This window comes from Cupriavidus pauculus (genome assembly GCF_008801835.1).
Lineage (GTDB): Bacteria > Pseudomonadota > Gammaproteobacteria > Burkholderiales > Burkholderiaceae > Cupriavidus > Cupriavidus pauculus.
This window is the reverse complement of record NZ_VZOW01000001.1, coordinates 38,518-57,846: the sequence shown is the minus strand read 5'-3', so window position 1 is coordinate 57,846 and position 19,329 is coordinate 38,518. Positions and strand designations below refer to the sequence as shown.

Below are 19,329 nucleotides of genomic sequence, written 5' to 3'. Positions count from 1 at the left end.
ACGACCGTACTTTTACCTAATTGTGCAGACAGGTGACGGGCCGAGCCCGCCCCACCGAGCGATGCCTTCAGGCCACTTCACCCCACAGATCGTGACCGTCGGCGCCGGTAATCTTCACGTTGACGAAATCGCCGGTCTTGTAGCGTTGCGACGTCTTGGCGGCCGGATCGATATAAACCAGACCATCGATCTCCGGCGCATCCGCGGACGACCGGCCGATGCCACCATCCTGATTCACCTCGTCGACCAACACGCGCAGCGTCTGGCCGACCTTGCGCTGCAGGCGCCGCGCGGACACCGCCTCGGCCACTTCCATAAACCTTGCACGGCGCTCCTCGCGAACTTCGTCCGGCAATGCGCCCGGCAGATCGTTGGCGGTCGCACCTTCCACCGGCGAGTAGGCAAAGCAGCCCACGCGATCCAGCTCGGCTTCGGCGATGAAATCGAGCAGGGTCTGAAACTCGGCTTCCGTTTCCCCCGGGAATCCGGCGATAAAGGTGCTGCGGATGGTCAGGTCGGGACAAATGGCGCGCCACGCGCGGATGCGGTCGAGCGTCTTTTCGGCATTGGCCGGGCGCTTCATGCGCTTGAGGACATCGGGATGCGCGTGCTGAAGCGGTACATCAAGGTACGGCAGCACGTTGCCCTGGTTCATCAGTGGGATGATTTCATCGACGTGCGGGTAGGGATAAACGTAGTGCAGGCGCACCCACGCACCGTACTGGCTCGCCAGTTCGCCCAGCGCCGCCACCAGCTCGGTCATGCGCGTCTTGAGCGGACGGCCGTCCCAGAACCCCGTGCGGTATTTCACATCCACGCCGTAGGCGCTGGTGTCCTGGGAAATCACCAGCAATTCCTTGACCCCGGCCTTGAAGAGGTTTTCCGCTTCCAGCATGACCTCGGCGACGGGACGCGACACGAGGTCGCCACGCATCGACGGGATGATGCAGAACGAGCACCGGTGATTGCATCCTTCCGAAATTTTTAGGTATGCGTAGTGCTTCGGTGTGAGCTTGATGCCGGCTGCCGGCACCAGATCGGTAAACGGATCATGCGGCTTGGGCAGGTGCGTGTGCACGGCCTGCATGACCTCGCCCAGCGCATGGGGGCCTGTGACGGCCAGCACCTTTGGATGCACCGACGTCACCACATCCTGCCCCGCCGCGTCTTTCTTTGCACCGAGGCAGCCGGTCACGATCACCTTGCCATTCTCGGTCAGCGCCTCGCCGATGGCGTGGAGGCTTTCCTGCACCGCTTCATCGATGAAGCCGCAAGTGTTGACCACAACGAGATCCGCGCCGTCATAGGTTCCGCTGATGGCGTAGCCTTCGGCACGCAGCTGGGTAATGATCTGCTCGGAATCGACCAGGGCCTTGGGACAGCCAAGTGAGACAAAGCCGACTTTTGGCGCGGAGTTGGACAAATTGGTTTCAGACGACATGGGGCACCGCAAATGTGGGAGGTCCGGACGCTTCCTACCGTCCCCGGTGGCGCGCCTCGTTGGGCTACGGCATCCGGCGAGCCTGCCGGGCGCCGTTGTTGCCGTAAAAGGCGGCAATTTTAACCCGGCAACGCCAAGTTGGCTCGCGTCTCGACGCCCGGCAGATCATCGCGCCCATGGGAGAGTGGTTGCGAGTGGTCGCGGAGGTTCGTGCAAGCGCCCAACGAGAACGCTGAACGATTGGATCACACCAGCACGGTCGAAGTCTTTCGTATCGGCTCAGTGCATCGCGAATATGGCAAATTGCCACGCAACCACAACAAGCCGTGGCAGCGACGCAACCAAAAAGGCCCTGCATGTGCAGGGCCTCGGATTCGCGTGCCAACCTGGCGCGGCTACTTCTTCTCGGGCTGATTGAAGGGGAACGTGCCGAACATGTTCTTGGCCTGGTTCTGCATCTGCTCTTGCATCTGGACGAACAGGTTCTTGCTCTGCTCGATGTAGTTGCTCATCATGCCCTGCATCATCGGCCCCTGCAGGTTCATGAACTGCGACCACATGTCAGGGCTGAACGCCTCGCCCGAGTACAGGCCCTTGGAGTTTTCCGCCAGCTTGCTCTGGATATCGATGAAGGCCTGGATGTTCTTTTCCAGATAGGTGCCCATCATGCCTTGCATGGCATGACCGTAGAAACGGATGATCTGCGAGAGCATCGCGCTCGAGAACATCGGCACGCCGCCGGTTTCTTCTTCCAGGATGATCTGCAACAGGATGCTGCGGGTGAGTTCCTCGCCGGACTTGGCGTCAACGACCTTGAAGTCCTCGGTATCCATGACCAGCTGCTTGACGTCCGCCAGCGTGATGTAGGTGCTGGTTTGCGTGTCGTAGAGCCGGCGATTCGGATACTTCTTGATCAGTCGCTCTGCGCCTTTCTTGGTCGTGGCCATCGGTGCTCTATCCTTTTGTCGTCGCTGATGCCGGACGGACACCGGCAATCCGCTGCTGCGGCATCGCTCTCTTACTGCTGCACCGCATGCGGTGCAGTGCGCAATGAGGCGTCATTTCCGCGTGAAATCCTGCCGCAGGCGCACAAGAAACAACTGGACCAGACCCGTGTAGAGCGCTCTACTTTGGTGCCGGTTGCGCCATTGCCCTGATTCTATGCTCAAGAAAGCACTATGGAAAGACGGCCGGGTTTAAGGAAAACCCGCAGCAAAAGCGCACCTGACGCGAGAAAACTGGCGCCGCGAGGGGCTCGATCCAGCTAGTGCTTTCTAAAAATACGAACGCGGGCCCGCATGCGACCCGCGCTTGTGCACTGCGCTCGGTGCGCCGCATCAACGACGCACCGCATCGCTCACGTGCCCATCAGCCCATGTGCAGGCCGCCGTTCAGCGAGAAGTCCGCGCCGGTCGAAAAACCCGATTCGTCCGAAGCCAGCCACGCGCAGATCGAAGCAATTTCCGACGGCTCGCCCAGACGCTTGACCGGAATCGTGCCGACGATCTTGTCGAGCACATCCTGGCGAATCGCCTTGACCATGTCGGTGGCGATGTAGCCCGGCGACACCGTATTGACGGTCACGCCCTTCGTCGCCATTTCCTGCGCCAGCGCCATCGTGAAGCCGTGCAGCCCGGCCTTAGCGGTCGAGTAGTTGGTCTGTCCGAACTGGCCCTTCTGGCCGTTGACCGACGAGATGTTGATGATCCGGCCCCAGCCGCGGTCGGCCATGCCGTCGATCACCTGCTTGGTGACGTTGAACAGCGAGGTCAGGTTGGTGTCGATGACGGCGTCCCAGTCCGCGCGGGTCATCTTGCGGAATACCACGTCACGCGTGATGCCGGCGTTGTTGACCAGCACGTCGACCTCGCCCAGCTCGGCCTTGACCTTGTCGAACGCGGCCTTGGTCGAATCCCAGTCGGCAACATTGCCCTCCGAAGCCACGAACTCGAAGCCGAGCGCGCGCTGCTGCTCGATCCATTTCTCGCGGCGCGGGGAATTCGGGCCGCAACCGGCCACCACCTTGAAGCCGTCCTTGGCCAGACGCTGGCAAATGGCAGTCCCGATGCCGCCCATGCCGCCGGTCACATATGCAATGCGCTGAGTCATATCTACTCCTGGGTTGGCTCGCTCGATTTGTCTTATCGATGCTTAGCGTCGTTGTTTTAGAAGCCGACAGCGGCGTACCTCGGCCGCCGCTGCCGGCAATGCCCCTCACTTGCGGGCGTGCACTTTCTTATCGCTCAACCGCCAGTGCAACACCCATGCCGCCGCCGATGCACAGCGAAGCCAAGCCTTTCTTTGCATCCCGACGCTTCATTTCGTGCAGCAAGGTCACCAGAATACGGCAACCCGATGCGCCGATCGGATGGCCGATGGCGATGGCGCCGCCGTTCACGTTGATCTTCGACTGGTCCCAGCCCATCTGCTGATGAACGGCCAGCGCCTGCGCAGCGAATGCCTCGTTGATTTCCATCAGATCCAGGTCCTTGACCTCCCAGCCCGCGCGCGACAAGCAGCGCTTGCTGGCCGGAACCGGGCCCATGCCCATCACGGCCGGATCGACGCCGGCATTGGCGTACGCCTTGATCGTCGCCAGCGGCGTCAGGCCCAGCTCGCGGGCCTTGGCGGCGGACATCACCACCACCGCGGCGGCGCCGTCATTCAGCCCCGATGCGTTGGCGGCGGTGACCGTACCGGCCTTGTCGAAAGCCGGCTTGAGGCCCGCCAGGCTCTCTAGCGTGGCGCCGTGACGAACGAATTCGTCGGTCTTGAACGCGACCGGATCGCCCTTGCGCTGGGGAATCATCACCGGAACGATTTCCTCGTCGAACTTGCCGGCCTTCTGCGCGGCCTCAGCCTTGTTCTGCGAGCCCACGGCAAATTCGTCCTGCGCCTGCCGCGTGATGCCGTATTCCTTGGCGACGTTTTCGGCCGTGATGCCCATGTGATACTGGTTGTAGACGTCCCACAGGCCGTCGACGATCATCGAGTCGATCAGCTTGGCGTCGCCCATCCGGAAACCGTCGCGCGATCCCGGCAGCACGTGCGGCGCGGCGCTCATGTTTTCCATGCCGCCAGCCACGACGATCTCGGCCTCGCCCGCCAGGATCGCATTCGCGGCGAGCATCACCGCCTTCAGGCCCGATCCGCACACCTTGTTGATGGTCATGGCCGGCACCATGTCGGGCAGCCCGGCCTTGCGCGACGCCTGACGCGCCGGGTTCTGCCCCGACCCTGCCGTCAGCACCTGGCCCATGATCACCTCGCTGACCTGATCGGGCTTCACACCGGCGCGCTCGAGCGCGGCCTTGATCACGATGGCGCCCAGTTCCGGCGCCGGAATCTTTGCCAGGGACCCGCCGAACTTGCCTACGGCGGTACGGGCTGCGGAAACGATGACGATGTCAGTCATTTGAGATCCTTTTAAGAAAGCGATTCGATGATGGATGCAAAGCTGGCCGGCAGACGTCCGCCGACCCTTGTGCAATTCATGCGCGCTGCCTCACATAGCGGCCGGGGGCTGGTTCTATAGCCTTGTAATGGTCATTGCCGAACCTGGTGGGCGCGGCACGCTTCTGGCCGGCGTGCTTGCCAAGCCAGCTCATCCAGTCGGGCCACCAGCTGCCGCGATGTTCCTGCGCGCCGGCCAGCCAGTCATGCGCGGACGTCGGAAGCGCGTCGTTGGTCCAATGGCTGCGCTTGTTCTTGGCCGGAGGATTGATGACGCCGGCAATATGGCCCGATGCCCCGAGCACGAAACGCAGCTTGTTCTTCAACAGCGCCGTCGATGCGTAGGCCGCGGTCCATGGCACGATGTGATCTTCGCGCGAACCATAGAGATAGGTCGGCACATCGATCGCGCCCAGGTCCACCGGTGAATTGCACACCGAGAGCTTACCCGGCACCTTGAGTTCGTCCTGCAGATACGTATGCCGCAGGTACCAGCAATACCAGGGCCCCGGCAAATTGGTGGCATCGCCGTTCCAGAACAGCAGGTCGAACGGGACAGGCGTGTTGCCTTTCAGATAGTTGTCGACGACGTAGTTCCACACGAGGTCGTTCGGGCGCAGGAACGAGAACGTGTTGGCCAGCTCGACGCCGCGCAGCAGACCGCAGGGCGCACCGGCCGCGCCGCCCAGCGTGGCTTCGCGCAATTGCACGTGGGCTTCGTCGACGAAGACGTCGAGAATGCCGGTGTCGGCGAAATCGAGCAGCGTGGTCAGCAGCGTGAGGCTGGCGGCCGGGCGTTCGCCGCGCGCCGCCAGCACGGCCAGCGCGGTGGAAATGATCGTGCCGCCCACGCAGAACCCAAGCACATTGATCTGGTCCAGCCCGCTGATGTCACGCGCCACTTCTATCGCGCGAATGGCGGCGTGCTCGATGTAGTCATCCCAGGTTCGCTCGGCCATCGTCGCATCGGGATTGCGCCACGACACCAGGAACACGGTGTGCCCCTGCTCCACGGCATGGCGCACCAGCGAACTTTCGGGCTGCAGGTCGAGAATGTAGAACTTGTTGATGCACGGTGGCACCAGCAGCAATGGCCGTGCATAGACCTTTTCGGTCAGAGGCTTGTACTGCAGCAGTTGAAAGTACTCGTTTTCGTAAACGACGGCCCCTTCCGTCACCGCCACATTGCGGCCAACTTCGAAGGCGGTTTCGTCGGTCTGCGAAATCTTTCCGCGCCCCAGATCCTCGAGCATGTTGCGCACGCCATTGCGCAACGATTCTCCGCCCGATTCGATCAGACGCTGCTGGGCTTCGGGGTTGGTCGCCAGGAAGTTGGCCGGGGACATTGCATCGACCCATTGCGACACGGCAAACCGGATGCGCTGGCGCAGCTTGGGATCGGCCTGTACGGCATCGGCCAGCTCCGTCATGGCGCGTGCGGTCAGCAGGTAAAACGCCGCGGTGTAGCGATACGAGGCATTGTTACGCCACGCCGGGCTGGCAAAGCGCCGGTCGGACAGGCGCTGGCTGGCATGGTCGGCATCGGCGCCGGGCCTGGCCGCGGCCGCCACGGCGCCCTCGCCCATTTCGCGCCAGAGGTCGGCAAAGTCCTTCAGATAGCGCTGCTGGATCTGCGCCAGCTGGGTCGGTTCGATCTTGATCGCACCATTGGCGCCGTTGCCCTGCAAGACGTGCTGGAACGCCTTGGCAAGCACGTCGCCACCCGGGAAGCCATTGGAAGGTGCGCCAGCCAAGCCGGCGGGAAAGCCTGACGGCAGCTCTCCAATGCTTTCAGGCATCCACTGACGGGACCACTCCAGCCATGCGGCTGGATCGAATGGCCCCGGCGCAAACTGAAACGGTTGGGACTTGCCTTCCTGATTGGAAGCTGCCGCACCTTTGCCGGTCGCCATGATGTAATCGTCTCTCTGCCAGTCGTGATGGATGACGGGCTCGGGGTAACTGTCTCCCGACCCGCCCCGAATCCGGGTTGCGTTCGCAGGCCGCCCAGGGCGACTTGCCTCTTACGCTATGCTTGCCGGCGAAACCCTGGAAGACTTCCTCGGTTCCGATACATTTGAAGGCATTGTTGCCTTGCTATGGAGAGACTGTCAATGCGGAAATCCGCATTGGCACGGCGCGCCCCGGCCCGCCAGGACTGACCTACCGGACGGTAGCCAAAAGCCGCACACTGCGCCCTGCAACCCTTACACCAGCGAGATGAAAGTCCGATGTATATCGTGGCAATTGGGTGGCTTTACGTCGCCATGATGATGGCCATTACCGAGACGAACATCGTCGCCGGCGCGGCGACGTTTGTGTTCTACGGCCTCGTACCCGTGTCGATCCTGATGTACATAATGGGCACGCCGGGCCGGCGGCGCCGGCGCAAGGCTGCGGAAGCGCGCGAGCAGGCCGCGACGACCCAGCCGAAGGCGGCGCCCAGCGATCCCGACGCCGGCGCCTAGGCGGCGAGCCAGACCAGGGTGGCCATGCGGCCGGTCGTCCGATCCCGGCGATAGGAGAAAAAGTCCTCCGCATCGCTGACCGTGCAGGCGCCGCCGCCAAACACCTGGGTACATCCGGCCCGCGACAAACGAATGCGCGCCAGCGCGTAGAGATCGGCGAGGTACTTTCCCGCATTCCCGGCGCGGAAGGCGGCGTCGACCCCGGCCTGTTCCGCCGGCTGCGCGCGCTGCAGGAACGCATCGCGCACTTCCGGACCGACTTCGAATGCGTCCGGGCCGATGGCCGGGCCCAGCCACGCCAGCCATTCGGCATCGGCCCCGACCCGTTCGGCCATCCGCGCCAGGGTAGCCTCGATCACGCCATCGCACAGTCCCCGCCAGCCGGCATGCGCCGCGCCGACGACGCGGCCCGCGGTGTCGCAAAGCAGGACCGGCAGGCAATCCGCCGTCATGATCGCGCAAACCCGCCCGGGCGACGTGGCGATGCTGGCGTCGGCGCGCGGCACGCCGTCCGCACCATCCGAACTGTCCGCGCCATCGGCGGCCTCCTCGGCTGTCACCACCCCGCAGCCATGCACCTGGTCGAGCCAATGCGGCATAGCCGGCAGGTGTCCGGCCAGAATCCGGCGATTTGCCGCGACGGCTGCGGGATCGTCGCCCACATGCGAGCCCAGATTCAGGCCGCCGGGGCGGCCATCTGCCAGCCCATACGGCGCCACGCTGACCCCGCCGCGCCGCGTGGTCGACAGCGCGCGCACCCGGGCCGGCGCCGGCCAATCAGGCACGATCCAGGGCGACTTGTCAGTCGTCGTCATCGGCTTCCCCTTCGTACCATTCGGGCTCGTCGTCCTCGTCCTCGTCTTCATGGCCATCGAAATCGAGCGCGTCGATCAGCGCCTGAAGATCCTCGGGCGCCTCGGCTTCCCATGAGATCTTGCGGCCCGTCACCGGGTGCACGAGGCCCAGCTTGTAGGCATGCAGCGCCTGGTGCGTGAACGGCACGGGAAGCGGCACCCGAACGGCCGGACGCTGGCCGCGCTGCGTGGCCTTGTGATAGACCGGGTCGCCCACGAGCGGATGGCCGATCGATTCGAAATGCACGCGGATCTGATGCGTGCGTCCGGTTTCCAACTGACACATCACCATCGACACCTTCGAGCGTCCCAGCGGCACGGTGCCGAGCGTTTCGAAGTGCGTACGCGACGGCTTGCCGCTGTTGGTGTGCACAATGGCCATGCGCGTGCGCTCGCGCGGATCGCGGGCGATCGGCGCATCGATGGTGCCTTCATCGGGCGTCTCGCCCCAGACCAGCGCGAGGTAGGTCCGCTTGACGGTGCGCGCGGCAAGCTGCCGCACGAGGTCTGTCTGCGCGGTCAGCGTGCGCGCCACCACCATCAGGCCGGAGGTTTCCTTGTCGAGCCGATGCACGATCCCGGCGCGCGGCAACCGCGCCGCGTGCGGATCCCGATGCAGCAGGCCGTTGAGCACGGTGCCACTCCAGTTGCCCGCGGCGGGATGCACGACCAGACCGGCCGGCTTGTTGATGACCAGCAGCGCGTCGTCTTCATAGAGCACGTCCAGCGGCACGTCTTCGGCCGTGAATGCCATCGACTCCGGCGCGGCCTGCGGGCGGATCTCGATCCGCTGCCCCATCTGGACCGACGCCTTGGCCCGGCTCGGCTCGCCATCGACGCGCACCGCGCCGTTCTCGATCCATTGCTGGATGCGGCTGCGCGAAAATTCGCTAAAGTGTCGCGCTAGCAGTTTGTCGAGCCGCTCGCCATGTCCGGCGCTATCGACCTCGAGGTACATCGGCACCAGGTCGGGCGCCGCGGGCGCCGTTGCCGGCACCTCGTCGTTGAACTCGCGGCCGTCGTCGATCGGATCGTCCAGATCCTCCGATACGAGGTCAATTTCCTCGGCGGATTCGATGTGGCGTTCCAGACCGGTTTCGGCACTGGGGGTTCGGCTATAATGCTTGGCGCTATTTTTTTTCATCCGGAACAGGTTGCCCATGCAATTGCAGAGCATGAAACGCGCTGATTGGCGCGCGAAATTTGGAGCGATTTTGCTCGCAGGCGGCTGCCTTATGCTGTCTGCATGCGGCCTGCTGGGAGACCAGCCGGACGAAACCGCCAGCTGGTCAGCGAACAAATTATATTCGGAAGCAAAGGATGCTCTCGACGGCGGAGACTATACCCGCGCTGTCAAGCTTTACGAAAAGCTCGAGGGCCGCTACCCGTTCGGCCGGTTTGCGCAGCAGGCGCAGATCGACACCGCCTACGCCAACTACAAGGATGGCGAGACGGCTGCCGCGCTGGCTGCCGTGGACCGCTTCATCCAGCTCCACCCGAGTCATCCGAACATCGATTACGCCTATTACCTCAAGGGCCTGATCAATTTCAATGACAACCTGGGCTGGCTGGGCCGGTTCTCGGGCCAGGATCTCAGCGAACGCGATCCCAAGGCTGCCCGCGCGGCCTATGACGCGTTCCAGACTCTGGTCACACGCTATCCGGACAGCAAGTACACGCCCGACGCGACGCTGCGCATGCAGTACATCGTCAACTCGCTGGCCCAGCACGAGGTGCACGCTGCGCGTTACTACTATCGTCGTGGCGCGTATCTGGCCGCGGTGAACCGCGCGCAGCAGTCGCTCAAGGACTATGACGGCGCGCCGGCCAACGAAGAAGCGCTCTACATCATGGTCCGGTCGTACGACGCCTTGGGCATGAAGGATCTGCGCGACGACGCGGCGCGCGTGATGGAGCGCAACTACCCGAACAGCGACTTCATCAAATACGGCCAGCGCCGCAAGGACAAGTCCTGGTGGGAAGTGTTCTAGGCGGCTGAGCATCGGCGGCCGACAAACCTGCGTCGCCGCCTTGATCCGACTTTTCGCAAGTGTCTCGCCTCCTCAGCACCCCAAAGCCGCGCGCGGTTTTGGGGTGTTTTGCTTTGGGCGCCGACGCACCCCAGTCCGAGCGCGCGGTCTGCGCAGACGAAAGGCCGTCGATCCGGATACGAGATTCAGCATTTGCCGATGCCGATGCGGGCGGACTTCGGGTAGTTTCATGGCCCCACGTCAAACGGACCCGATCGTGATTCGCCTACTCGTTGCCGATGACCACCCGCTGATCCTGATGGGGGTGCGCTCTGTCCTGTCTTCGCTGACGCGCTTCAAGATCGTTGGCGATGCATTGGGTCCCGAATCGCTCTTCGCGCGGCTTGCCGATGTGGGCTGCGATGTCTTGATCACCGATTTTCATATGCCGGAGGAGCGCGTTTCCGACGGACTCGCGATGCTGGGCGTCATCCGGCGCAAATTCCCGGAGGTCAAGACCATCGTGCTGACCGGGCTTGCCAATCCGGCGTTGATGAACAGCATGCTTCAGGAAGGCGTGATGGGCGTGCTCAACAAGCGCAGCGACATGGGGGAACTGCCTGCCGCCATCGATCTGGCGTCGAAGGACAAGATCTATCTCGGCAAGGCGACGCAAAAGGAAATGGCGCGCCTTGGCGATGCGCGTGCGCCCGGCATGCCGGCAAGGGCATTGAGTCCGAGCGAGCTCGAAGTGATTCGCTTGTATGCAAGCGGCCTGCCAGTATCCGGCATCGCCGTGCAACTGCGCCGCAGCATCAAGACGATCAGCACGCACAAGCGAAGCGCCATGGAAAAGCTCGGCCTTCGCAGCGATGCCGAGCTCTGCCGCTACGCGGCGGGCAATGGGCTCGGGTAGGCGCGCGCCTCAGTCCGGATCCCGCCCTTCCGGTTCGATCGCCGGCTTGCGCAGGTCTGTCAGAAAACGGATCACAGTATCGGCTTCGCGCGTGCGGGTAAACGGCGGAAGACTCTGCCAGATCTGCCGGCCATAAGGTTTTTCCACGAGCCGCGTATCGCAGATCGCCAACACGCCGCGATCGGACTCCGATCGAATCAAGCGTCCGGCGCCTTGTTTCAGCGTAATGACCGCGTGCGGCAGCTGATGAACCGCAAACGGGCTCAGCCCCTTCTTTTGCAGCACTTCCATCCGCGCCGCCAAAACGGGATCGTCGGGCGGTGCAAACGGCAACTTGTCGATGATGACCAGCGACAATGCCTCGCCGCGAACGTCCACCCCCTCCCAGAAACTCTGGCTTCCCACCAGCACCGCATTGCCCAGTTGCCGGAAGCGATCGAGCAATTCAGTACGGCTGGCCTGCCCCTGCACCAACAGCGGCAGACTGATACCGCGCTCGGCGAACAGGTCGTACAGCATATCGGACGCCTTCTGCACCGCGCGCAGCGTGGTGCACAGCAGGAACGTGCGGCCGCCCGCCGCTTCGATCAGAGGCAGCGCCTTTTCCACCACGGCTTCCGTGAACTGCGGTGACTGCGGCGGCGGCATGTCGCGCGGGACGTACAACAAACCCTGCTTCGCATAGTCGAACGGACTCGGCAGCGTCAGCGACCGGTCCTTGTCGAGCCCCAACTGCGCGGCGTAGTGTGTGAAATTGCCTTTTACCGATAACGTGGCCGACGTAAACACCCAGGCGCGGGGCTGGCCTTCGCGCTGCCGCGTGAAAATCGGCGCAATCGACAGCGGCGTGCGGTGCAGTTGAACGGTGTGGGAAAACACCTCGACCCAACGCACGGTGTCCGGACCCAGCGGCACGGGTTTCGGCGGGGGACTATCCAGGGCGTTTTTTCCCGGCGCGTCCGATAACGAGGCCCGGTCCGACGCCTGCCCTGACTGCAGATCCAACGACTGATCCAACGACTGATCCGCCAGCGCCGCCGGCATCGGCGCAGCCACCGCACCATCGTCGCGCCATGCCGTCAGGCGCTGCATCAGTTCCACCGCGCGGCGATGGCACTGCTCCAGCGTCTCAGCCCGCTCGGCCTGCGATTCCAGCGCTTCGACAAACCCCGACAGCGCCTCTTCCAGCGCGTCGAGCGTTTCATAAAAGGGCTCGCGCGTGCGCGGATCGGCGTCGATCTGACCCAGCGCCATGCGTGCGTTGTCCTTGCCGAATGCGAGGCGCAGATCGCGCGCCGCGCGTTCCAGCGGCGCGCCCAGCGCCACCCAGTCCACGGCGTCGCGTGCGTGGGACAACCCTTCTGCAACGGTATCGCGCGCCAACTCCAGCAGTTGGCTGGTCGACAGCGTTTCGCCAAAAAACAGCGTGGCGGTTTCCGGCAGCTGGTGCGCTTCGTCGAAGATCACCGTATTGGCGGTCGGTAACAGCTCGGCCATGCCGGTATCGCGCAAGACGACGTCCGCAAAGAACAGATGATGATTGACGACCACGACGTCGGCCTGCTGCGCTTCCTTGCGCGCGCGCATCACAAAACACTCTTTGTAATGCGGACATTCGCTGCCCAGGCAATTGTCGCGTGTCGATGTCACCATCTGCCACACCGGCGCGTTTTCAGGCACGGCGGCCAGTTCCGCCTTGTCGCCGGTCGACGTGGTCATCGCAAAGCGCGCGATATCGCGCAGCCACGCGGCATCCTGTTTCGACGCCAGACGGCCATTGGCCTGAGCCCGTTCCAGATGGTAGTGGCACAGGTAGTTTGCCCGCCCCTTCAGCAGCGACACCGACACCGGCACATTGAGCGCGTGCCGCACGGTCGGGATGTCGCGCAGGAAGAGCTGGTCCTGCAGATTCTTGGTCCCCGTGGACAGGATGACCTTGCCGCCCCAAAGCATGGCAGGCACCAGATACGCAAACGTCTTGCCGGTTCCCGTGCCCGCCTCGACGATCACGGTGTCGTTCTCGGCAATGGCCTTTGCCACCGCTTCGGCCATCTTCTGCTGCGATGCGCGCGGGCGATAGCCGGGAATCGCCGTCGCCAGCGTGCCGGTGTCGGCGAACATCGTCGCCAGCTGCGCAGACTGCGAGGCCGCCTGTTTGGCGGACGCCGCCTGCGCGTCACCGGACGACTGCGCATGGTCGGCCGCTTCGGATGCATCTGCGTGACCGGAAAGAAGGTCTTCGTTGGAATCGGGCAAGGTGGGGATTTTTCTTTGATACCTGCGGCGGCACATCGCCGGGCAGGAAAAGTGCAACGCGAGCGATGTCAGGCGGGCACGTCGGGTTCCAGATGGAGCTGCAGCAGCGTGATGGCGTCCTTGAGCTTCAGCCTGCGCTTTTTCAGGCGACGCAACTGCAGCTCATCGTGGTGCGGGTCAGCGGACAGACGATCGATCAGGAAGTCGAGATCGCGATGCTCGATTTGCAATTCAATGATCTGTCTTTCCAGCGTGTTGAGGTTTTCATCCATGATGCGCTTCCCTGCTCATCGACGCCGGCGATAGGGCCGCGCCTGACCTGGTGGTCGACTCAGAATCCAAACGGACTCGGCGTCGAACCCTGGCCTTCTTTCTGCTTTTCCGCGGCGCGGGCACGGCGCTCGTCCAGATCCTTCTGGCGTTGCACGGCATCGGCCTGCTTCTGCTGGTACGCCTTGGCATTTTCCTGCCGCTGGCGCGCCTGCTCGGCCCCCTTCTGCTGGGCCTCGTTCACGCGCGCATTGAAGTCGTCCTGCTTCTTCTGATAGGCCTCAGCGTTGGCGGCGCGTTGCGGCGCCTGCGCGTTGGCCTGCGCATCGCGTAACGCCTGTTCCTGCTGCTTGCGGTCGAAGGCTTCGCGGCTCGCCTGCTCGTTGGCGGCCCGGCCCGGCTGGCCGGCCTCGTATTCGGCGCGGCGAATGGCCTGTTCGCGATCGCGCTTCGCGGCCTTGTAGGCACGCTCGGCATCGCCGATTTCCAGATCCTTCGCGCGCAGCACATGCAGTTCTTCGCGCTGCGCGTCCTTGGCCTTCTCGATGCAATGATTGACCAGGAACTTGCTGTAGCACGCGCGCTCAGCCACGGAAAAACGATAGTTGGTCCAGGCGCGGGAATCGCTGATGGCCTTGCGTTCGGCCTCGAAATCGCGGGGCTGGCCAGGATCGGCTGGAATCGCTGCCGCGGACGGCTGCGATCCGGGTGCGGATGCCTGTGCGTGCGCGATGCGCGGCGCAACCGCCAGCAGCATCGTCGCCAGCACGAGGGAGGAAAGCGTTACGGTAACCGGGGCAGCCATGGCGGCCGAATGGGGCTTGACGATCATGCCCGGATTCTAGCATCCGGGGCCACCTCGGACGCCGACACGAAAGTTGCAATATGTGTCCACGTGGCGCCACGCCCGCGCGCTGCGAAAAGGCGGTGGAAAAGCTGCCTTTCCGTCACCGGAACCCCATCCCGCTTGTGGCACAATGCCCCGCTTTCGACTGACTCGTTTTCTCGATGTCCAATCTGCCTGCTTCCGTGCTGCAAAAGATTGTGTCGCTGATCGCGGCCGAACTGACTGTGCAACCTCGCCAGGTGGCGGCTGCCGTCAACCTGCTGGACGAAGGCGCCACGGTGCCGTTCATCGCCCGCTACCGCAAGGAAGTGACGGGCAACCTCGACGATACGCAGTTGCGTACGCTCGAAGAGCGGCTGCTATACCTGCGAGACATGGAAGATCGGCGCGCCACCATCCTGGCGTCGATCGAAGAACAAGGCAAGCTTACCGACGAACTGCGCGCGGCCATCGAAGCGGCCGACACCAAGCAGACGCTCGAAGACCTGTACCTGCCCTACAAGCCGCGCCGGCGCACGCGCGCCCAGATCGCGCGCGAGTGCGGGCTGGAACCGCTGGCCCAGGCGTTGCTGGCCGACCCTACGCTCGACCCGCAGGCCGAGGCCGCCAAGTACGTCAACGGCAACCCGACCGCCGATGGCGGCGTGCCCGACGGGAAGGCCGCGCTCGACGGCGCGCGCGATATTCTTTCCGAGCAATTTGGTGAAACAGCCGAACTGCTGGGCAAGCTGCGCGAACACCTGTGGAACAACGGCGTGGTGTCGTCCTCTGTCATGGAAGGCAAGGAAACCGCCGAGGAAGAAAAGTTCCGCGACTACTACCAGTACAGCGAAACGATTCGCACCGTGCCGTCGCACCGCGCGCTGGCGCTGTTCCGCGGCCGCAATGCAGGCGTGCTGATGGTCAAGCTGGGCCTGGGCGAAGAGCAGGACGCAATGGTGCCGCATCCGTGCGAAGGCATGATCGCGCGCCACGTCGGCATTCAGAACCAGAACCGTCCGGCCGACAAATGGCTGTCCGACGTGTGCCGCTGGTGCTGGCGCGTCAAGGTGCAGCCGCACCTGGAAACCGAATTGCTCACGCAACTGCGTGAATCGGCCGAGGCCGAGGCAATCAAGGTGTTCGGACGCAATCTGCACGAACTGCTGCTGGCCGCGCCGGCCGGTCCGAAGGCCGTGATGGGCATCGATCCGGGCATCCGTACCGGCTGCAAGGTCGCTGTGGTCGACGCCACGGGCAAGCTGCTCGAGACCGCCACGATCTATCCGCATGAACCGCGCCGCGACTGGGCCGGCTCGCTGGCCACGCTGGCGCGTCTGGCCAAGCAGCACAACGTGGCGCTGTGCTCGATCGGCAACGGCACCGCCAGCCGCGAGACAGACAAGCTCGTGCAGGACCTGATGAAGGGCGCGCCGGAGCTCAAGCTGACCAAGATCGTCGTGAGCGAGGCCGGTGCGTCGGTGTATTCGGCCTCCGAGCTGGCGGCCAAGGAATTCCCCGATCTCGACGTTTCCCTGCGCGGCGCGGTGTCGATCGCACGACGCCTGCAGGATCCGCTGGCCGAACTGGTCAAGATCGATCCCAAATCGATCGGCGTGGGCCAGTATCAGCACGACGTGAACCAGCGCGAGCTGGCGCGTGCGCTGGACGCCGTGGTGGAAGACTGCGTGAACGCGGTTGGCGTGGACGTGAATACGGCGTCGGCGCCGCTGCTGGCGCGCGTGTCCGGCCTGAACTCGGTGCTGGCGCGCAACATCGTCGAATTCCGCGACGCCAACGGCGCGTTCGTCAATCGCGACGCGCTCAAGAAAGTGCCGCGCCTGGGCGACAAGACGTTCGAACAGGCCGCCGGCTTCCTGCGCATCAACGATGGCGATAATCCTCTCGATCGTTCGTCGGTCCACCCGGAGGCCTATCCGGTGGTGCAGCGCATCCTCGAACATATCAAGCGCGGCCTGCCCGATGTGATGGGCAACCGCGAAGCCCTGCGCGGCATCTCGGCGCAACAGTTCGCAGACGACAAGTTCGGCCTGCCGACGGTGCGTGACATCCTTGCCGAACTCGAAAAACCGGGCCGCGACCCGCGCCCCGAGTTCAAGACCGCGACGTTCCAGGACGGTGTGGAAGACGTCAAGGACCTGCAGCCGGGCATGATTCTCGAAGGCGTCGTCACAAACGTGGCGGCCTTTGGCGCGTTCGTCGATATCGGCGTGCATCAGGACGGTCTGGTCCATATCTCGGCGCTGTCCACCAAGTTCGTCAAGGATGCGCATGAGGTGGTCAAGGCCGGCCAGATCGTCAAAGTCAAGGTGATGGAGGTCGACGTCAAGCGCAACCGTATCGGCCTGACGATGCGCCTGGACGACGAGCCGGGCCAGACCGCTGCGCGCGTTGGCGGCGGCGACCGCACCGCGGACCGTCCCGGCCAGCGCAACGGGGGCGGATCCGGGGCCAACCGGGGCGGTGGCAATCGCCGCGAAGTGGAAACGCAAGGCGCCATGGCCGCGGCATTCGCCAAGCTCAAGCGCTAGTTCCGCCGCTGCCCTCGCCTAACGAAAAAACGCCCTTGCGGGCGTTTTTTTCATGCGGCGTCGGCGCTCAGATTTCGACCTTCGTCCCGAGCTCCACTACGCGATTGGCCGGAATAGAGAAGAAATCGGACGGCTTGGCGCCGTTCTGATGCATCCACGCAAACAGGCTTTCGCGCCACATCGACATGCCGGGCAGCTTGGATGGAATGACCGATTCGCGCGCGATGAAGAACGAGGTCTCCATCAGCTCGAAATGCATGTCCAGCTTGCGCTGAGCGAGGTCCAGCACGCGCTGCACGTCGGGGGTTTCCTTGAAGCCGTATTCGGACTTGAGGATGAACACGCCGCCGCCCAGGTCCTTGCAGGTCAGGCGATGGTCGTCGTCCACGTACGGAATATCGCGCGTGACAAAACACAGGAACACCACGCGCTCGTGCAGCACCCGGTTGTGCTTCAGGTTGTGCAGCAGCGATACCGGCACCGATTCCGTGCTGCCCGTCAAAAACACGGCCGTGCCTTCCACGCGGTGCGGCGGATGGGCCAGCAGGCCGGCGATGAACGGCTCCAGCGGAATGCCGTCTTCGAGGCTGCGCGCGCGCAGCAGCTTGCGGCCGCTATGCCACGTCATCAGCAGGAAGAACGCCAGCGAACCCATCAGCAGCGGGAACCAGCCGCCTTCGGCCACCTTGAGCAGATTGGCCGCGAAGAATGACAAATCGACGATCAGGAACACCATGCCTAGCACGGTCACCAGCACGCGATTCCATTTCCAGAACCGGCGCATGACGATGACGGCCAGGAACGTGGTGATCAGCATCGTGGTGGTCACGGCGATGCCGTAGGCCGCGGCCAGATTCTCGGATTTCTTGAACGACAACACCACGCAGATCACCAGCAGCAGCAGCACCCAGTTGATCACCGGCATGTAGATCTGGCCGATTTCGGCTGCCGAGGTGTACTGGATGCGCATGCGCGGCAGGAAGCCCAACTGGATGGCCTGGCTGGTGAGCGAGAACGCGCCCGAAATCACCGCCTGCGACGCGATCACCGTGGCCGCGGTGGCCAGCAGCACCATCGGCAACTGCAGCAGTTCCGGCACCATCAGGAAGAACGGATTCTCGATCGACGAGGGGTTGCCCAAAAGCATCGCGCCCTGGCCAAAATAATTGAGCATCAGGCACGGCATGACCATCATGAACCAGCCGTAACGGATCGGCTTGGCGCCGAAGTGGCCCATGTCGATATAGAGCGCTTCGGCGCCGGTCAGCACCAGGAAGACGCTGCCCAGCACGATAAACGCCTGCAGCGAATGGTCGATCAGGAACGAAATGCCGTACCAGGGATTGATCGCCTTGAGGATTTCCGGCGACTGCATCAGGTTGAAAATGCCCAGCCCGCCCAGCGCCAGGAACCACGCGACCATGATCGGCCCGAACAGCTTGCCGACGGCGCTGGTGCCGTGGCGCTGGATCAGGAACAGCACGCACAGGATCGACACCGTGATCGGCAGGACGAAATGCGATAAACCCGGCGCGGCGATTTCCAGGCCTTCCACGGCCGACAGCACGGAAATGGCCGGCGTGATCACCGCATCGCCATAGAACATGCAGGCGCCGAAGATGGCCGACATCATGATCACCTTGGCCATGCGCGAGCGCGGCGCGGCGGTGCGTAACGCCAGCGCCATCAGCGCCAGCACGCCGCCTTCGCCATCGTTGTCGGCACGCATCACAAACAATACGTACTTGATCGAGACCACGATGATCATGGCCCAGAACAGCAGCGAGATGATGCCAAGCACGGCCTCGGCGCTGAACGGAATGCCGTGGTCCTTGCTGAAGCATTCCTTGAGGGCATACAGGGGGCTGGTGCCGATATCGCCGAAGACGACACCGATCGCGCCGATCACGAGCGCACGAGTGCTCGGGCTATCGACGTAGTAGTGGCTGGTTGTGGATGGAGTCATGTATTTGGGTCAGCTGGACCAGCTTGCGCCTCCCATGCCTGGGTTCAACCGCGCCGGCAGAACGCCCGGCCAGATATGCAGTTGAAGTGATACATCAGGCACAGTTTCTCTCACGCAAACGGTTCCGGTCCCGGATGGGGCGTGTTGGCCTTCTCTGCTTCTATTGCGTTGCACAAACGCGCGCATTCTAGATGAAGTGTCGTGCGGCGACCACTATGGAAACGCCCGTAAGCGTAACGCGACCGATCAAGCATCGGAAAGAAGCGCGGCCGGGTCAAGGTTGAAACGGCTCGTCGGCGTGGGATTCCCAACGGTCCGCAGCGTTGCGAGGTTGCGACACGGGTTGACGATACACCA

Annotated in this window: 15 protein-coding genes; 4 read left to right on the top strand and 11 right to left on the bottom strand. The window is 63.6% G+C overall.

The genetic code is table 11. The annotated features are described in order from the left end of the window. Nucleotides 1-67: 67 nt before the first annotated feature. The 5 genes from rimO to phaC form a co-directional block, all read right to left on the bottom strand. Nucleotides 68-1,441, bottom strand: a complete 1,374-nt coding sequence (gene rimO, locus F7R19_RS00260) for a 30S ribosomal protein S12 methylthiotransferase RimO (protein ID WP_150978988.1) — start codon at nucleotides 1,439-1,441, stop codon at nucleotides 68-70. 395 nt (nucleotides 1,442-1,836) lie between these two features. Beyond that, nucleotides 1,837-2,388, bottom strand: coding sequence for a polyhydroxyalkanoate synthesis repressor PhaR (gene phaR, locus F7R19_RS00255; protein ID WP_061957497.1), 552 nt, complete (start codon nucleotides 2,386-2,388; stop codon nucleotides 1,837-1,839). Nucleotides 2,389-2,809: 421 nt separating this feature from the next. Next, nucleotides 2,810-3,550, bottom strand: coding sequence for a 3-ketoacyl-ACP reductase (locus F7R19_RS00250; RefSeq protein ID WP_061957496.1), 741 nt, complete (start codon nucleotides 3,548-3,550; stop codon nucleotides 2,810-2,812). A gap of 127 nt (nucleotides 3,551-3,677) precedes the next feature. Beyond that, the gene (locus tag F7R19_RS00245; RefSeq protein WP_061957495.1) at nucleotides 3,678-4,856 is read right to left on the bottom strand and encodes an acetyl-CoA C-acetyltransferase; all 1,179 of its coding nucleotides are present in this window, start codon (nucleotides 4,854-4,856) and stop codon (nucleotides 3,678-3,680) included. A gap of 76 nt (nucleotides 4,857-4,932) precedes the next feature. Next, on the bottom strand, nucleotides 4,933-6,807 hold the full coding sequence (gene phaC / locus F7R19_RS00240) for a class I poly(R)-hydroxyalkanoic acid synthase (protein ID WP_061957494.1): 1,875 nt from the start codon (nucleotides 6,805-6,807) through the stop codon (nucleotides 4,933-4,935). Between the two features lie 318 nt (nucleotides 6,808-7,125). Here phaC and F7R19_RS00235 point away from each other — a divergent pair, with 318 nt between their 5' ends. Then, nucleotides 7,126-7,362, top strand: a complete 237-nt coding sequence (locus F7R19_RS00235) for a hypothetical protein (protein WP_150978987.1) — start codon at nucleotides 7,126-7,128, stop codon at nucleotides 7,360-7,362. Here F7R19_RS00235 and pgeF read toward each other — a convergent pair. After that, nucleotides 7,359-8,177, bottom strand: a complete 819-nt coding sequence (gene pgeF / locus F7R19_RS00230) for a peptidoglycan editing factor PgeF (RefSeq protein ID WP_150978986.1) — start codon at nucleotides 8,175-8,177, stop codon at nucleotides 7,359-7,361. The genes F7R19_RS00235 and pgeF overlap by 4 nt on opposite strands. Continuing rightward, the gene (locus tag F7R19_RS00225; RefSeq protein ID WP_150978985.1) at nucleotides 8,164-9,360 is read right to left on the bottom strand and encodes an RluA family pseudouridine synthase; all 1,197 of its coding nucleotides are present in this window, start codon (nucleotides 9,358-9,360) and stop codon (nucleotides 8,164-8,166) included. The genes pgeF and F7R19_RS00225 overlap by 14 nt, the downstream gene beginning before the upstream one ends. A 16-nt stretch (nucleotides 9,361-9,376) precedes the next feature. Between F7R19_RS00225 and F7R19_RS00220 the strand changes: the two genes are divergently transcribed. Beyond that, on the top strand, nucleotides 9,377-10,207 hold the full coding sequence (locus F7R19_RS00220) for an outer membrane protein assembly factor BamD (protein WP_061957491.1): 831 nt from the start codon (nucleotides 9,377-9,379) through the stop codon (nucleotides 10,205-10,207). A gap of 229 nt (nucleotides 10,208-10,436) precedes the next feature. Then, on the top strand, nucleotides 10,437-11,102 hold the full coding sequence (locus F7R19_RS00215) for a response regulator transcription factor (protein WP_150978984.1): 666 nt from the start codon (nucleotides 10,437-10,439) through the stop codon (nucleotides 11,100-11,102). Nucleotides 11,103-11,111: 9 nt separating this feature from the next. Here F7R19_RS00215 and F7R19_RS00210 read toward each other — a convergent pair whose 3' ends face one another. The 3 genes from F7R19_RS00210 to F7R19_RS00200 are packed head-to-tail and all read right to left on the bottom strand — an operon-like array spanning nucleotide 11,112 to nucleotide 14,460. Beyond that, nucleotides 11,112-13,394, bottom strand: coding sequence for an ATP-dependent DNA helicase (locus F7R19_RS00210; RefSeq protein ID WP_223505698.1), 2,283 nt, complete (start codon nucleotides 13,392-13,394; stop codon nucleotides 11,112-11,114). 32 nt (nucleotides 13,395-13,426) lie between these two features. Further along, nucleotides 13,427-13,630 (bottom strand): DUF465 domain-containing protein, encoded by a 204-nt coding sequence (locus tag F7R19_RS00205; RefSeq protein ID WP_061957488.1) that lies wholly within the window; start codon nucleotides 13,628-13,630, stop codon nucleotides 13,427-13,429. Between the two features lie 59 nt (nucleotides 13,631-13,689). After that, entirely contained in the window at nucleotides 13,690-14,460 is a 771-nt protein-coding gene (locus F7R19_RS00200) for a hypothetical protein (RefSeq protein WP_150978983.1), read from the bottom strand. A 176-nt stretch (nucleotides 14,461-14,636) separates the two neighbouring features. Here F7R19_RS00200 and F7R19_RS00195 point away from each other — a divergent pair, with 176 nt between their 5' ends. Beyond that, entirely contained in the window at nucleotides 14,637-17,006 is a 2,370-nt protein-coding gene (locus F7R19_RS00195) for a Tex family protein (RefSeq protein WP_150978982.1), read from the top strand. Nucleotides 17,007-17,073: 67 nt separating this feature from the next. Here the strand turns inward: F7R19_RS00195 and F7R19_RS00190 are convergent, their stop codons facing one another. After that, nucleotides 17,074-18,972 carry a potassium transporter Kup gene (locus F7R19_RS00190; RefSeq protein ID WP_061957485.1) on the bottom strand — a complete coding sequence of 633 codons (1,899 nt, stop codon included), beginning with the start codon at nucleotides 18,970-18,972 and terminating at the stop codon, nucleotides 17,074-17,076. Between the last annotated feature and the right edge of the window lie 357 nt (nucleotides 18,973-19,329).